We start from the raw sequence: 16,529 nt of genomic DNA on the forward strand, positions 1-16,529 counted from the left end.
TAGGTGTGAAATAATCAGTTATTTGTGATGGTGGATTCTCCTAGGTGGAGGGTTCGCCGTTTTTTATTATATGTTATGTTGTGGTTTTTATATAAAGCATATTGAAAAGATGGATTAAATCTTCTGGAATGATGTCTCCATAATTAATAACTTGTACAATAACCTTTCAATTATCACTAAATCCATTCATATCAACAAGTTGTCCCATATATCCCTTTGTAGCAATATCTTTTAAAGTACGCTAAAAAATACCCTTTATTTTATCTTTATCTTATCTTTACCTTATCTTTAAATTTTTATATTAAACTTAAAACCTTAAAGTATTGATGTTTGAGTCTAAAAAGGGCGGGAGATAGATGTTCATTACATAGTTTGTAAATAACCAATTACCTTTGAAAAATTAAATTTTTTATACGAGGAGGAATATATGAAGGATACAAGTAAAAAACAAATTATAAAAGTGTTCCTTATTAGTATTTTAGGCTTAGTAATAATACTTGGAATGCTATATTTTAATCATAAAACCAATATTCAACAAAATAAAGCGCAAGCCACCGAAAAACGTGTATTGCAATATGAGTCTACCTTAAAAAAAGAATTAGAAAAATATAATTTAGGAGAGAAAACACCAATTTTATTAGGAATTATGTATCAAGAGAGTAGAGGTGAGGGAAACGATCCTATGCAGTCATCTGAATCACTTGGATTAAAGCCAAATGAAATTCAAGAGACAAGCTTGAGCATTGAACAAGGGGTAAAACACTTTGCTAAAATGTACAAATATGGAACGGACAAGGATGTTAGCATGGATACAATTATTCAAAGCTATAATATGGGGCCAGGTTATATTGATTTTGTTGCTAGTCAAGAAGTTAAACAACACTCGGAGGATTCAGCCAAAAAGTTTTCTAAGATGAAAGTTGATCAAAATCCAGCGATGTATACTTGTGGTGGAAATAAAAATAATTTTAGGTATCCATATTGTTATGGTGATTTCACATATGCCACAAAGGTAAATGAAAAAACAAAACTTATTGAAGAACTTCTTCGAAATGTACATAGCTCTTCTAAATAAGTTGCAGAATAAAATATAATGATACCGTCAGTTAATAATAATAATAGCTAAGAAAAAACTACTTCCTTTCTTAATTCACATAATTTTCAAAAATAAATCCTGTGGATGTTAATATTTGTTATATAATATATTTGTCAAAGCATTACCCCTAAAGTTTCTACAGTCAATCTGTAAGATAGTTTGTTTGGCTCGTATATTCACCTTAAAACAAAAAGAACTTGTAGAGAGTCCTACAAGTTCTTTTTGTTTTAAGGGTTAAATGTGGATTTAAAATATAGTTGCAATTTTTTGAGGGGGAAAAGTAAATGTTTATAAAAACAGAAAGATTATTAATACGGAAATTTGAGTTCAAAGATTGGCAAGCTGTTCATGAGTATACATCAGATATCAATGTTATGAAATACATACCTGAAGGGGTTTTTACTGAAGAAAATACAAGAAACTTTGTGAATGAAAACATTGGTGAAAACGCTAAGAACTTTCCTGTAGTATTAATTCATAAAGATATTCTGATTGGTCATATAGTTTTTCATAAATATTTTGGTGAGCATACATATGAGATTGGTTGGGTGTTCAATCCTAAATATTTCAATAAAGGATATGCTTCTGAAGCAGCACAAGCTACATTGGAATATGGCTTTAAGGAAATGAAATTACATAGGATTATAGCTACATGTCAGCCACAAAATACCCCATCATATCGAGTAATGGAGAAGATTGGAATGAGAAGAGAAGGCTATTTCAGGAAGTGTATACCACATGGGAATGAATGGTGGGATGAATATTATTACGCTATTTTAGAAGAAGAGTAGTGTTTCAGAATGCATTATTTAAATTGACACTCTTATTCCTAAATAGGCAAGTTGACTATCTTTATTGGGGATTCTTGCTACTAAAGGCGAAGTTTATTTCCGGTATCGCTGACGTGCAAAACTTTGTATAATCTGATCTTATCTCTAAATCACAACTGTTACCCCATCACCATCAAGTTAAAGTTTCGTTTTATTTTGCTAACTTGATGGTGATGTGACGTAACCTTAATTATTTAAAAATTTAAAAAAGGCCCCTTAGTCATGTTAAAGGGACCTTGATCACGCAAATGACCTGTAAACCAATTCATTTTTGATATACAGATCATTTGTATAATAATTTTTATAAATAATTGCTAAATAGTGAATTTACATAAATGCTTTTAGTAGTTCTTGAATTAATGGGATTGCTCCACCTATAAATTTTAAAACTGCCATTGCGATTTCCATATTATTCTCTCCTCTTTTTCGTATTAAAATGTAATAAATCTTTATAACTTTATTATAGTAAGCGCTTACAATAATAACAATACATTTCCGTATGCAATATTGCATATTTATACATTAGATCTCTATTATTCATTTTTTAATGGTACTATAGCGAGGTGAGAGTCTTTAAGGGTTCTCCTTAATAGGAGGAAATATGGAAAGAGTGCAAGCGATTTACAGTAATCAAAAATTTAAGAGTTGGGTTAAACAGGTATTAGCTGTAGGAGGAGTAATAGGGTGCTGTTATTTGGTGTTATATGTTTTCTGTTTCTTAGTTATCATGTAAATAGTATACAACTAAACTAGTAGAGTCTTGCCTAGAGAGGTAAGGCTCTTTTATTGTAGTACCTGGAGATGAGCAAACTACATACAATATCTCTCAGGTTTTTCAGATCACTTTGTAGGATTCCTTGTTTAGAACACTAATTAATATCATTGAAAACAGAATTCTATGGATAAAAAATATGTTTTTACTAGATACATACTAAAAAGATAAGCATAAATTATATTAGATTTTGGCAAAATCTTTTTGAATTGGAAAAGGATTTAAATCTTACTTATAGACTTGATTCCTTTTTATATAATATAATCCTTATATTGATACGTAAATATAATACAGTAATAATAAATTAAAAGCAAGAATTTTAGTAGCGGTACGTTCACACATCCATCAACTTAAGATTTTCAAACAAAAAATTCTTTTTTTAATTGATTAATAGTAAACGAGAAAGATTGGCAAATTAACAACTAAAGAGATTTCTTCAGGTAAAATCTATCAAAAGGTCCTTTACAAAATTTATACATAAGTCAATTATAAAATCATGTAAATATTATGTATTTTTGTAAAAGAAATTCATTGACACTTGTGTATATAAGTAACTATACTCGTTACATCAAATTGAATGCGTGATAATACGATTTTATTATTATTACAAACATGTAAATATAAAAATAGAAAATCTCAATTTGATAAATACAATGGTAGAGGTGTTTATTTTAATGAAGCACAAATTAATTGCAACAGGTATCCTTGCAGGAGCTATATTATCCTATTCTTCTAATATTTTAGCAGATACTCATAAATTCCCTGATGTTCCTACATGGGCTGATAAATCCGTTAACTATTTAGTTGATAAACAGGTATTAAATGGTTATCCAGATGGAACTTTTGGTTCAAATGACTCCTTAGACAGAGCTTCGGCTACAAAAATTATGACAAAAGTTTTAGGTATAAAAATTGAGCCTAATGCAAAACCATCTTTTACAGATTCACAAAACCACTGGGCTACTCCTTATATTGCTGCTGCTGAAAAAGCTGGTATTGTTAAAGGTGAAGGTAATGGAATCTTTAATCCATCCGGAAAAGTAACTCGTGCTGCTATGGCTACCATGCTAGTAAATGCATATAAACTACAAAGCACAGCAAATCATAACGAGCAGGTTAGATTTGAAGATTTAAAAGGGCATTGGGGAGAAAAACATGCCAATATTTTAATAGATTTAAAAATTTCTAATGGTACCGAGAACGGTTGGCAACCAAATAGATTTATAACACGTGCTGAAGCTGCTCAACTTACTGCAAAAACAGATATGTTACAACAAAATTTAAACGATGAAAAAGAGGTTATTACTGCTACCTCATATGAAGATTTAAATTTAACAGTGGCTTCGAAAATTACAGCTCAAGAGATTGATAGTTTTATTGCAAAATATCATTCAGATAGTCCCTTAGTTGGACATGGACAAGATTTTATCAATGCGCAAAATCAATATGGCGTGAGTGCTCATTATTTAGCGGCGCATGCGATTTTAGAATCTGGATACGGAAAATCAGAAATCGCATATCAAAAACATAATTTATTCGGTCTACGTGCATATGATGGAGATCCGTTTAAATATGCGAAATATTTACCAAGCTACGGCGATAGTATTGCTTATAACGCTAATTATGTACGAGAAAGATATTTAGAAGAAAGTGGTATGTATTATAACGGGTCAACATTAACTGGCATGAACGTGAAATATGCATCAGATAAAGGCTGGGCTAAGAAAATTGCGGGTATTATGGAACGTATTAAACCGTTTCGTGTAGAAGACTATACATATGCAAAAAAATTACCAAAGAATCCTGAAACATTAGATGTCGACGCGTTATCTAATGAAATTCCATATAAAATGTATGCAGACGGTTCAAGCTCAAATGTTGTATCATCAGCTACTTACTATCAGGTACCTTATCCATTTAATTTAAAAATTAAAAGTAGACCAGATGTAGCTGTCGAGGAGAATAAAGTTGGTACAGTAACTCCTGGAACAACCATCTTTATTTATCGTGAAGATCCGAATGGATGGGTAGAATTCTCTTTTGAAGCTAATGGAGAAAAATATTGGACATTAAAAAATAAATTAAGTATGTAATTAAAAAGATCTATTTCACTAGTTTTAAAAGTATGGGATTGGACAATTGATTCTCTAGATTGGAAATACAATAAATTACCCGTTGATGTAGCAGCTGCAAAGATTATTCAAAATGTCTTAGCAGGTGCTACATCCGCATACTTTTTCGGGAAAATGTTGCGCAAAGTAGGTTCATTTTCAACACTATCTCCTGGTTCACCGTAATCTTCAATGATGTAATATTCTTTATCTTTAATGTATATATTGAATATACAAATATATTGTGTTATGATGTGAATTAGAAACTCGCGTGTTTCAAATACAACATTTTTATCTTTTTGATGACCTCTTATCTTTCCGTAAGAGGTCCTTTTTTATCCCTCCGTATTGCATAGCCGCTAAAATACTATGAAAAGATACTAGAGACTACTACAATGTGATATTCTCTAGTATTTTTTCTTTATCCATATTATCTATTGTTGGGTAATTGATGAATTGTTAATTTTTGTATAATTTTCACAAAATAACTTTGAACCATTATTTATTTCAATATAAAATAATAAAGGTATATATATGAATAGGTATGTCCTTTTTATGTGATGATAATGCGAATTGAAGCGTAATACTGAAACGGTAAACGAGAAGAATCAGGGCCGAAACAGATAGTAAGGAGCAGACAATACTTATAATGAAAACGTTCATAATGGACTGTCTATGGATGGAGAAAAAATACGAAAAGATAAAAGGGGCAAATGAATATGAACAGAGCCTTTAAAGGTACCGTATTAGCAGGGATAAGTGTGGGTTTCTTGCTAGCTGGTTGTACAATAGAAACATATGTCCTAACGCAGTCCAGAATATAAGCAAGTAGATTAAGTATTCTAAGCAGATAAATGAAGACTATAGCGATGAAGAAATTGAAAGACAACTAAGAGGTATAGCATCCTGACTTTCTAAATAACATGAGTGTTTCTATAGAATGAATCCTTAGGAGGGCTATTGTGGAACCTTTAATCAATGCTATTTTATACTTTGTATTTTTATTTGGAGCACTGTTTCTTATACTGGGTACTGCATTGGTTTTATTAATCGCGGCTGCATTACCAGTAATCTGGAAGAAAAATCTATCATTCCTAATGATTAGCTTAGGTATAAATATACTTGTCATTCCATTGTCTTTTTTTATTGGCGGGATGGCAACAGATTCCCCTGGTAGTACGATGCACGATTTTTGGGAAGTATTTTTGTTTATTCAGATATTTCCGTTTCCCCTAGTACTGCTATCTTTAGTTTGGTGGCTTGTGCGTCGAAAAAAAGAAAAAGTTCATGTGTAGCGTTTTTAATGCAAATAAGCTGTCCGTTTGGGCAGCTTATTATATTTATTACTAAGCGTGATTATTTCCAAAATGAATGCAATACCACTATACAGTTAAATTGAAGGTGAACCATATTGAAATCTTATCAAACTTTAGCCCACTTGTATGCATTAGGACTAGGCTGCGGACTTTGGAATAGAGAGGAGGTTATTTCATGGTGCGATAGGTTGATTGAAGCAAATGATCACCCGCCATATGAAATTATGGAGATATCTTTAATGTCTAAAGCAAAGCTGATATATATAGAATCGGCTTTACTGTCATATAGCCGCATAGTTGATGAAAACCCCTCGGTAAACATCCTTCTTTCAGTCTTAAATGAAAAGTTAGTAGCTCAGAAATGGAATATTAAACAAGCTATTACTTGCTCTACTCGATTACTAGTAAATAGAGGCCTGTATTGGGAAGAAGAATATTTTGATTTATACAGCCTTAATGATAGCTATGACTTAGCACAGGAAGGTATCCATTTTAATGAAAAAGATGTGATTTCTGCTTATATCGATACATTAGGTGTTTTTCGCGTCCCTTTTAACGAGTTTGAAGATCTCTATTTACAAGTCATGAAACAGAAGTGGCAAGGGTAGAAGGCAGGAAAAAGAATCATTGAATCGTAAGAGTTACTTCCTGTATTTATCACCAAATTTATCTAGCCAAGACAAATCTGTCTTCGTGTTGATGAATTTTTGTCTCTTAATAACTTAATGCTATCGTTTTTATTTTTTCCGACAGCAAGCTAAGTTAGCATGTTTAATGCATAATGAGACGCCTGTAAATGAGCATTACTATTTAAATTTTTACCAGAGAGTAATTTAGTTAATTAGTAGAAAAAGGAAGGGGCCTATTTGGCTCCTTCCTTTTTCTCATACATACATAACGCTTGTTGACAACTTATGAAATAATAGCATTCATCGCTATTAAAATATAACATTAAAAGCAATTAATTAGATATGTAATTTTGCATATATTGTACTATTTCATGAATAGGAACAAAACTATTTATCTCTTTCTGTATGGAGACAAATAGATTTAGGTTTACTTAAGTTAAGAAGATCTGATCATTGATTACTGGTTAAACCATATTTCTACGTATTTGAAAAAAATTATATTTGATGACGGATCTATTGTCTTTAAGACGGGAGATAAAGTAACAGAAGAAAAAATTAAGAGATTATATTGGGCAGCCAAGGAAGTAAAAGCACAATATCACCGTGTAATTGGAAATGATAAAGCACTAGAACCGGGTAATGCTGATGATGTACTAACAATAGTAATTTATAATAATCCAGATGAATATCAATTAAATAGACAATTATATGGATATGAAACAAACAACGGTGGAATTTATATTGAAGAGAAGGGGACTTTCTTTACATATGAGCGTACGCCAAAGCAGAGTATTTATAGTTTAGAAGAGTTGTTCCGTCATGAATTCACTCATTATTTACAAGGAAGATATGAGGTTCCTGGTTTATTTGGAAGCGGAGAAATGTATCAAAATGAACGGTTAACTTGGTTCCAAGAAGGGAATGCAGAATTTTTTGCAGGATCTACACGTACAAACAATGTTGTTCCACGTAAAAGTATAATAAGTGGCTTATCATCTGATCCAGCAAGCCGTTATACAGCAAAGCAAACTTTGTTCGCCAAATATGGATCTTGGGATTTTTATAAGTATTCTTTTGCACTACAGTCTTATTTGTATAATCATCAATTTGATACATTTGATAAGCTTCAAGATTTAATCCGTGCAAACGATGTGAAAAATTATGATGCGTATCGTGAATTATTAAGCAAAAATACACAATTGAATGCAGAATATCAAGCATATATGCAGCAGTTGACTGATAATCAAGGTAAATATAATGTACCTCAAGTAACAAATGATTATTTAATTCAACACGCACCAAAGCCGTTAGCTGAAGTGAAAAACGAAATTGTAGATGTAGCAAATATAAAAGATGCAAAAATTACAAAACATGAGTCGCAATTCTTTAACACATTTAGCGTGGAAGGCACGTACGTTGGTGGGATATCAAAAGGTGAGTCTGAAGATTGGAAAACGATGAGTAAACAAGTAAATCAAACTTTAGAGCAGTTATCCCAAAAAGGGTGGAGCGGTTATAAAACAGTTACAGCCTATTTTGTAAACTATCGTGTGAATGCAGCTAATCAATTTGAATATGATATTGTTTTCCATGGTGTTGCGACAGAGGAAAAAGAAAAAACGACTACTATAGTAAATATGAATGGACCATACAGCGGGATAGTAAATGAAGAAATTCAATTCCATAGCAATGGTACAACAAGTGAAAATGGAAAAGTTATTTCTTATCTATGGAACTTTGGGGATGGTATAACAAGTACAAAAGCGAATCCTACCCACATATATGGAGAAAAAGGAACATATACTGTGGAACTAACTGTGAAAGATAGTAGAGGAAAAGAAAGTATAGAACAGACAAAAGTTACTGTAAAACAAGATCCGCAAACAGGCGGGTCCCTTGAAGAAGAGAAGATACTCCCGTTTAATACGCTTGTAAAAGGAAATCTGGTTACTCCTGATCAAACAGATGTTTATACGTTTAATGTTACAGATCCAAAAGAAGTAGAGATTTCTGTGGTAAATGAACAAAATATTGGGATGACATGGGTACTTTATCATGAATCAGATATGCAAAATTATGTAGCTTGTGGTGAAGATGAAGGAAATACTATAAAGGGAAAATTCGTAGCGAAACCAGGGAAATATTATCTGAATGTGCATAAATTTGATGATAAAAATGGTGAATATTCACTATTAGTAAAATAAATTCATTTCCGATATGTATACGAGAGTTGTATTTTAGGAGGAGTCTGTCACGATAGGCTCCCCCTATTTTTTTATTTATAAGGATGAAACTAAGCTTCCAACCTGTGTTCCGATTGGGAGGCATACAGGTGACACTCCAGGATTTAGTACTTTTGCTGAAGTACACTTGACGGAGAACGCATGCTTGTTATCAGGTTTGAGTAATACGAAAAGCGCTAACAGTCAGGATTCTTCTTCCATTTGGTGAAAAGGAAAAAATTTTCATGGAACAATAATTTCTCAAGTAGAATATTTTGTTATGTGGAAAATAAAGTAAAATGAATATTTACGTTATAGAAGAAGCGCTGTAAAATATTGTTTATATTAAGATTTTTTGTATATTTCAATAATTAATTCTATTGGCTTTCATTCCAATCAAAAAACTGTCATAAAAAAAGAGGGGGAAGACATTGTTTGCTAAAATTTGTTTGTAAAAGCTTTTAACCTGTTAAGAGCAATCCTAAGGTAGACTATTAATTTCTTTAATAATTTTTGCTTTCCTTTAGTACTTGGCATAATGCATTAAAAAGTTTAAATTTTGAAAGGAGAATTTGACATTTTATATATATAGTATTTTTTATTGTATTCCTAACCATTCAAAGAGAAGGGGATGTGATTAAGGTGAATAATACATATAATGAAAAGACGCATACATTGATTAAACAATTATTAAAAAAGTTTTCACCAAAAGTTCCTGGCTTTGCATATATGGCCAGTTTTGATAGCGGAGTAACGTATAAAGGTGCAGTTGGCTTAGCTTCTATAGAGGAAAATCTACCGATAACCACAAAGAGCGTTTTTAATATCGCCTCAGTTTCTAAACAATTTACAGCGTTTTCTATATTACTCTTAGAACAAGAGGGAAGATTGAGTTTAGATGATTCAATTGTAAAGTTTGTCCCTTCTATAGGAACATATGCTGAACCAGTAACATTGAGGCATCTAATTCATCATACTGGCGGACTAGTTGATTATATGGAATTGGCTCATGCGGAAAATATTGAATTTACTGATATATTAACTGTGGAACAATCGCTAAAACACCTTAATGGTCATCAAATTGCAAGGTTCCCTGTTGGCACAAAATTTGAGTATAGCAATACAGGATATTTTTTATTGTCATTGGTGGTAGAGAAGGTAAGCGGGAAGTCTTTACGTCAGTTTGCAAAAGAACGTATTTTTGATTCTTTAAATATGAAAGACACAACAATTGTAGATTGCTACCCAACTACTATATCAATTGCTAGGGGGTATTCAAAGAATGAACAAGGAGCATATATGGTCTATGAAAGCCCTTGGGAACATACAGGTGATGGGGCAGTTCATGCAACAGTCGAAGACCTGGTAAAGTGGGGAGAAAATTTAACTACAGGTACCGTTGGCGGAAAAGAACTTGTTAAAAGAATGAGCGAAATAGGTCCGGAAATTTCTCCAACTAGGGAAACGATTATTGAAAATGAAGATTATGCTTTTGGGCTAAGGCTTGCAGAAGGTTTTAACTGTCGATACTTGGAACATTCAGGTAGCTGGGCAGGTTATCGTTCATACTTCATGCGGTTTCCAAAAGAATATTTGACTGTTGTAGTACTAAGTAACTATGATGGATTTGACTCTAAAAAATATGCTAATGAAATAGCAGGAATTATTTTAGAAAAGTAAAAAATAGGGTGTAGAAGAGTATCTGGATTTGGTTAACCACACGTTGTTTTAGGGTGTAATTGATTTTGGGAACGGAAGGCAGGCATATATTTATGCCTGCCTTTTTTGTATTAAAATGAACATAGATATTAATTTTTTTGTAAATATGGAACAATGTCATTACTTACACTGTCTATTAAGCGTTAAAACATTTTTTATTAAATAAATTACGAAAGGAATCATCATTTTTAACTAAGGGAGAAGATTGAATTGAAAAAATTATGGATGCTGCTTTTCGTTTGTTTCGCAGTTTTGTTGGTAGGATGTAATAAAAACGAACCACCAAAACAAGCATTTGAAGAATATATCAATTTATGGAATGATAGAAAATTTGCAAATATGTATGATCATTTATCAGACCATGCCAAAAAATCGATTTCTAAAAAAGAATTCACAGAAAAATATCAAAAAATCTATGAGGGGATTGGAGCTAATAATTTAAAAGTTAAAATGAAAGGAGAGAATACGAAAGATAAAGAGCTTTTTCTTTTTGAAGTTAAGATGGATACGGATGTAGGACCAGTTTCATTCATCCATGAAGCAAAACTTGTGAAAGATAAAGAGTCTTGGGAAATAGATTGGACACCAGACTTCATCTTCCCAGGTATGAAAAAAGATTACAAAGTACGTATGCAAATAGAGCAAGGAAAACGCGGAGAAATATATGATCGAAATGGAAAAGGGCTTGCAACGAATGGTAAAGCGACTGAGGTTGGAATTATTCCAGAGAAACTAGGCGAAACAGCAGCGCAAACGAAAGAAATAGTAGCACAATTACTTGATATGTCTATAGAAGAGGTCGAACAAAAGCTCACAGCGAAATGGATAAAACCAGACTCCTTTGTACCAATTGGCATTTTAAAAGAGGGAACCAGACAGAATGATTATATTGAATTAGAAGGAGTTTCATCTCACCCAGTAAATATTCGTACGTATCCATTAGGTGAAGCAGCGGCACACTTAACTGGATATATAGGAAAGGTGAATGCGGAGGAGTTAAAATCACTTCAAAAACAAGGTTATCAAGCAGATGATTTAGTAGGTAAGACTGGTTTAGAGAAAGTGTTAGAAAATAAATTGCGTGGTGAAAAGGGTGGACGCGTATTTATAGAAGATGAGAAGGGGAAAGAGATTAAAAACGTAGCAAAAAAAGAAGCAAAAGAAGGAGAAAATGTTACGTTAACAATTGATGCTGCAATTCAAGAAAAAATCTTTAATGAGATGAAAACTGAAGCAGGGTCTAGTGCAGCGGTCAATCCTAAAACAGGTGAAACAATCGCACTTGTAAGTAGCCCTGCTTATAATCCAAATATAATAGTTAGAGGAGCATCGAAAGCCCAACGAGAAGCATGGAGTAACGACTCGAAACTACCAATGACGAATCGCTTTACACAAGCATTTGTACCAGGTTCCGTATTTAAAACGATCACAGGTGCAATTGGTTTGGAAACAAACACAATAAATCCGAAGGAAGAATTTAAAATTCAAGGATTGAAGTGGACAAAAGATTCATCTTGGGGAAATTACTATGTAACGCGTGTAAAGGATGCAAGTCCAATTGATTTTGATAAGGCAATGAAGTACTCTGATAATATTTATTTTGCTCAACAAGCTTTGAAAATAGGAAAAGATCAGTATGTAAATGAACTGAAGAAATACGGTTTTCATGAAAAATTACTAATCGAATACGAATTTCCTATTTCAATCATTGCAAGAGATGGGATAAGAAACGATATCCAACTAGCAGACACAGGCTATGGACAAGGACAAGTATTAATGACACCACTTCATTTAGCATTAACATATGCACCGATTGTGAATGAAGGGAATATTCCGTCGCCACATCTTTTAAAAGAAGCAAAAGTAGCAGGGAATTGGAAAGAAAATGTGGTTTCTAAAAAGAATCAAGAAATATTAAAGAGTGCATTAATCAAAGTCATTAATGACCCTGATGGTGCAGGGAGAATTGCAAAGGTTGATGGTGTAACGCTTGCTGGTAAAACTGGTACAGCAGAACTGAAAGAGTCGAAAGAAGCAGACGGAAAAGAACTGGGATGGTTCGCAGCTTTCGATGCAAATGCGCCAGACATGATTGTTACAATGATGATTGAAGATGTAAAAGGAAGAGGGGGAAGTAACGTTCCAGGTGAAAAAGTAAAACATGTATTTCAGAAATAATACTTAATTATAAGGTGAATTTTTTGACTACATTTATTACATGTTTGCTTAACTCAAAGATATAAATTGGGGAAAATATAGAGCAATGAAATTTCGAAAAAGCATTCTTTCTAATCGAGAATGCTTTTTTGTTGCGACTCTAGAAAGTTAATACCTTATCTTAATTTTCATTTCTGAAAAGTTGGCATTGCTAATGGTAAATAGAAGAGTATAGCAAGTTGAAATGGACAAGTGGAGTGTTACGTTAAATTCAAAAAACAGATTTTCATGAGTAGAATTTTATCATTGTATGCTTTACTTGTTTTTTAGTAGTATTATTCTGCTTGAAAAAAGATAAACAATGGAACAAATGAAACTTGTATCTTGTCTATATATTGAAACCATAATAAAAGTGAGGGCAGTTTTTATGTTTATTCAAATAAGTTTGAGGTGTGGAAATGGAACAGACGTTTATTGAAAAGTGTAATCATGATGAGCTGGACTATGTTATAAAAGACTATTGGCAAGATGTATGGAATTATTCATTTATTATTACGAAAGATCCACACTTATCAGATGATATCACGCAAGATGTATTTATAAAGGTGTTTAAAAATTGGAATTCATTTCGAAAGGAGTCATCTATTAAAACGTGGATTTTAAAAATCACAAGAAATACGGCAATAAACTATTTGAAATCCTCCTATTTTAAAAGGATATCTTTAATAGGATTTTTTAGTGACGATAAGCAATCCCTGTCAGCAGAACAAGAATTTTTTAACCAAGAAGAGATGAATGAGGTGTGGAAGGTTGTATTAAAACTACCTAAAAAGCACCGTGAAATAATTATATTGGACGCAAAATATGAATTATCATATGAAGAAATGGCTGAAACATTAGGAGTATCCATTGGAACTGTAAAATCGAGATTAAGTAGAGCGAGAAGTAAGGTTTCAAAATTAATAGGGGAGGGTAGTAGTGATGAACAATAAACAAAATCCTGACTGGTATAGAAAAATAAAAAAAGGCCCAATGGAGAATCGTAAAGATGAAGAAGAATTTATTTCTAAAATAAAGCAGTCTATATACGAAAATAATGAAGTGGATTTTGTAAAACATAAAAGACCATTTCGTAAAAAAGCATTACCTATTGTAGTTGTTTTAGTTTGTACAATGTTATTTTTTATTGTTCAACAACCTTGGCTTGATGATAATAAATCACCAGTACAAAGTAGTACTCAAATTAAGCCTAAAACAAAAGATGAGTCTGCTCAAGATCCATCATTAAAACAATTTATGAATGAACTATATCAAAGTACGAACTCAAAAAATGAAAATGACCTGTACAAAGCGTTAAATGATGAAGTTCTATTTAAAGGGAAGAGTTATAAGAAGGATGAACTGAAGTTTGATGAAGATATTTTTCATGAGTTGCAAGTCGCCCTTACAATGGGGGGAGAGTTTGGAAATGATACAAAGCAAGTATATAAAGTACCAAGTGGATTGACGGAAAGTAACCAACCAAAGCAAGCACATTTTATATATGCAACTGTTACTGGAAATAAAACAAAAATTTTAGCAGAACCAAAGCGAGAATCACAAGTTTTATATGAAGTATCTAATGAAATGGTAAAAGCTTGGATTCCAGAAAAAGTGCAGAATGATGGATATATAAAAATATCGACAATTAACGGTAATACTGGATATGTACAGAAAGAGTACATTTTAACTGATATTAAATATTCATTTATGTTCGAAAAGAATAATGAAGGTATATGGAAAATAATAAATATAGATTCTATATGGTAAAAGAGGAAGGTTCACTTTAATGAACCTTCCTCTTTGTTTTTATTCTCTTTTTGAAGAGTATTCCAGTACTCTAAAATTTCTGATGTAACGAGAGCGGCAATGTTTTTTTCGGAATTACTGCCAGGAATAACGACAGAAACGGCAATTTGTGGATCTTCAGTAGGAGCATATGCAATGAAAAGAGAATGATTTATCATTCTTTCTTGCTCATTTGGAAAACCTGTAATACCTGTTTTACCTGCGACGTCAAAGGGCAACTTTTTAATTTCCTCTATATTTTGACTCATTCCACCTTGCACGACACTCCAAAAGTTCATCGGGTAACGATTTGAACTTTCTAAAATGGTTTTAAACTTTTTGGTTTCCTTACCATCTTGACCAATAATCGCACTTACGATTTGAGGTTTATATTTATCACCTTTACTTGCCAATGTTGCTGCATATTGAGCGAGTTGAAGAGGAGTATGCACTTCATTTCCGCCCCACGAGGCATTTAATAAAGCGGAGATTCCATTTTCAAACTTATTAGAAGGATGGAATTCATACTGACCGTCTTCTTCAAAGGGTAAATCAATCCCGGTTTTAGAACGTAGGCCGAATTGCATTAAATAATCTGTCCATATATGTGCCACTTTTTCTACATTTCCATTATTTTGGTTAAATAATGGTAGAGCTACTTTTGCTGTCATAAATGTGTTAGATGAATTAATGATAGCCTGCCTCGGTGTAATCTCACCTGTTGGTGTTCCAGGTGCATTCGTAATGTTATTTTGATTATCATACTGAAAAGTACCTTTATCTAAATAAGTATCTTCGGGTTGAAAAAGTTTTTCGTTTAATCCAATTAAAATAGTAAGTGGTTTTATAGTAGAAGCCATATTTACATAAGATTCACCATACTTTAATTTTTGAATCGCTTTATTTTGCGAAAGAGATTTAATATTTTCTTTTCTAGAAGATACATGTGTATTTAATATATTTGGATCAAAAACTGTCGAGTTGACCATAGTTAAAATCGCGCCAGTTTTTGCATCGCTCACTACAGCATAACCAGCTTTAGCATCAGGTGTTTTCTTAATTTGCGATCTTAATGCTTCTTCTGCCTTTTGCTGCAACTCAGAGTCTAAAGCTAGCCGTACATCTTTTCCTTTTTGTACTTTTTGAATGTTCCATAAGAACTTTTTATTATTCAATTTAAAAATAAGAGTTTTACCTGGTTTTCCTTTTAAATCATTTTCATATTGCAGCTCAATCCCGCTTTTTCCAACAGCCATATGCTTTGAATTAAGGTCATTTTCTACATACCCAATTACTTGTGAACCAATTTCGTGTTTAGGATAATATCGAATCCATTCATCTTTAATTATTACATTATTGGGTTTGTTTTTGTTTATGAATGCAAGTTCATTCTCAGTTATATCAGAGTATAACGGTATATCATTCATAGTCTGCTTTTTACAAGATTGTTGTAATTGAGATTTTATGTTCTCTGTAGAAATATCATGTTGAAACTCGCTTGAAAATTGATTAAAAAAAGCTAATGTGCTTGATGTATCTTGTTTCGATAGCTTTTCATCATTAGAAGTGCAATATAGAGACTTAGCTTTCTTATTTGTAGCTAGTATTGCACCATTTCGATCAAAAATCTTTCCTCTTTCAGCTGAAGAAGTTGCGATAGTAATTGAAATGAAGTTGATTTTTAATAAAATTAGTAAAATCAAACCTACAATAGAAAGAACCGCAAATAATCTCCATCTTTTTGTATGTAACATATAACCCTCCCTTATGTAGCTTACTTCATCTTATATTTAATTATTTTTTTTGTAAATGTGGAACAACTGTATTGTTTAGGTTGTCTATTAAGTATT

11 protein-coding genes and 3 pseudogenes are annotated in these 16,529 nt (G+C 32.3%); 11 read left to right on the plus strand and 3 right to left on the minus strand.

What is annotated here, in order from left to right:
• Positions 1-427 precede the first annotated feature (427 nt).
• Together GD442_RS11795 and GD442_RS11800 are read left to right on the plus strand one after the other, a co-directional pair.
• The gene (locus tag GD442_RS11795) at positions 428-1,075 is read left to right on the plus strand and encodes a lysozyme family protein (RefSeq protein ID WP_000655735.1); all 648 of its coding nucleotides are present in this window, start codon (positions 428-430) and stop codon (positions 1,073-1,075) included.
• Between the two features lie 305 nt (positions 1,076-1,380).
• Positions 1,381-1,887, plus strand: a complete 507-nt coding sequence (locus GD442_RS11800; protein ID WP_000470150.1) for a GNAT family N-acetyltransferase — start codon at positions 1,381-1,383, stop codon at positions 1,885-1,887.
• A 366-nt stretch (positions 1,888-2,253) separates the two neighbouring features.
• On the opposite strand, the gene GD442_RS11805 is transcribed toward GD442_RS11800, so the two are convergent.
• Positions 2,254-2,439 (minus strand): hypothetical protein, encoded by a 186-nt coding sequence (locus tag GD442_RS11805; protein ID WP_001987408.1) that lies wholly within the window; start codon positions 2,437-2,439, stop codon positions 2,254-2,256.
• Positions 2,440-3,372: 933 nt separating this feature from the next.
• On the opposite strand from GD442_RS11805, the gene GD442_RS11810 reads away from it, so the two are divergent.
• Positions 3,373-4,791 carry an S-layer homology domain-containing protein gene (locus tag GD442_RS11810; protein WP_000680977.1) on the plus strand — a complete coding sequence of 473 codons (1,419 nt, stop codon included), beginning with the start codon at positions 3,373-3,375 and terminating at the stop codon, positions 4,789-4,791.
• 24 nt (positions 4,792-4,815) lie between these two features.
• Positions 4,816-4,929: pseudogene (locus GD442_RS11815) on the plus strand (polysaccharide deacetylase); the annotation flags it as partial.
• Here the strand turns inward: GD442_RS11815 and GD442_RS28080 are convergent.
• Positions 4,917-5,024: pseudogene (locus tag GD442_RS28080) on the minus strand (peptidase M56); the annotation flags it as partial. The pseudogenes GD442_RS11815 and GD442_RS28080 sit on opposite strands and share 13 nt — an antisense overlap.
• 747 nt (positions 5,025-5,771) lie before the next feature.
• Between GD442_RS28080 and GD442_RS11820 the strand changes: the two are divergent.
• The 7 genes and pseudogenes from GD442_RS11820 to GD442_RS11850 all read left to right on the plus strand — a co-directional run bounded on the left by GD442_RS11820 (position 5,772) and on the right by GD442_RS11850 (position 14,661).
• Positions 5,772-6,104, plus strand: coding sequence for a hypothetical protein (locus GD442_RS11820; RefSeq protein WP_000433519.1), 333 nt, complete (start codon positions 5,772-5,774; stop codon positions 6,102-6,104).
• A gap of 116 nt (positions 6,105-6,220) precedes the next feature.
• Complete coding sequence (locus GD442_RS11825; protein WP_000844535.1) at positions 6,221-6,733, plus strand: hypothetical protein; 513 nt, start codon at positions 6,221-6,223, stop codon at positions 6,731-6,733.
• 509 nt (positions 6,734-7,242) lie between these two features.
• A pseudogene (colA, locus tag GD442_RS11830) lies at positions 7,243-8,958 on the plus strand (collagenase ColA); the annotation flags it as partial.
• A 660-nt stretch (positions 8,959-9,618) separates the two neighbouring features.
• Positions 9,619-10,656: a serine hydrolase domain-containing protein gene (locus GD442_RS11835; protein ID WP_159365099.1), complete on the plus strand. Its 1,038-nt coding sequence runs from the start codon at positions 9,619-9,621 to the stop codon at positions 10,654-10,656.
• A 249-nt stretch (positions 10,657-10,905) separates the two neighbouring features.
• A complete protein-coding gene (locus tag GD442_RS11840) occupies positions 10,906-12,873 on the plus strand; it encodes a penicillin-binding transpeptidase domain-containing protein (protein WP_000737757.1) in 1,968 nt (655 codons plus the stop codon).
• A gap of 437 nt (positions 12,874-13,310) precedes the next feature.
• Entirely contained in the window at positions 13,311-13,844 is a 534-nt protein-coding gene (locus GD442_RS11845) for an RNA polymerase sigma factor (protein WP_000438330.1), read from the plus strand.
• Positions 13,834-14,661, plus strand: a complete 828-nt coding sequence (locus tag GD442_RS11850) for an SH3 domain-containing protein (protein WP_001060762.1) — start codon at positions 13,834-13,836, stop codon at positions 14,659-14,661. Before GD442_RS11845 ends, GD442_RS11850 begins: the two co-directional genes overlap by 11 nt.
• Before the next feature lie 11 nt (positions 14,662-14,672).
• On the opposite strand, the gene GD442_RS11855 is transcribed toward GD442_RS11850, so the two are convergent.
• Positions 14,673-16,433 carry a peptidoglycan D,D-transpeptidase FtsI family protein gene (locus tag GD442_RS11855; RefSeq protein ID WP_000903362.1) on the minus strand — a complete coding sequence of 587 codons (1,761 nt, stop codon included), beginning with the start codon at positions 16,431-16,433 and terminating at the stop codon, positions 14,673-14,675.
• Positions 16,434-16,529 lie beyond the last annotated feature (96 nt).

Origin of the sequence: Bacillus sp. A260 (genome assembly GCF_009861435.1) — a bacterium.
GTDB lineage: Bacteria > Bacillota > Bacilli > Bacillales > Bacillaceae_G > Bacillus_A > Bacillus_A cereus.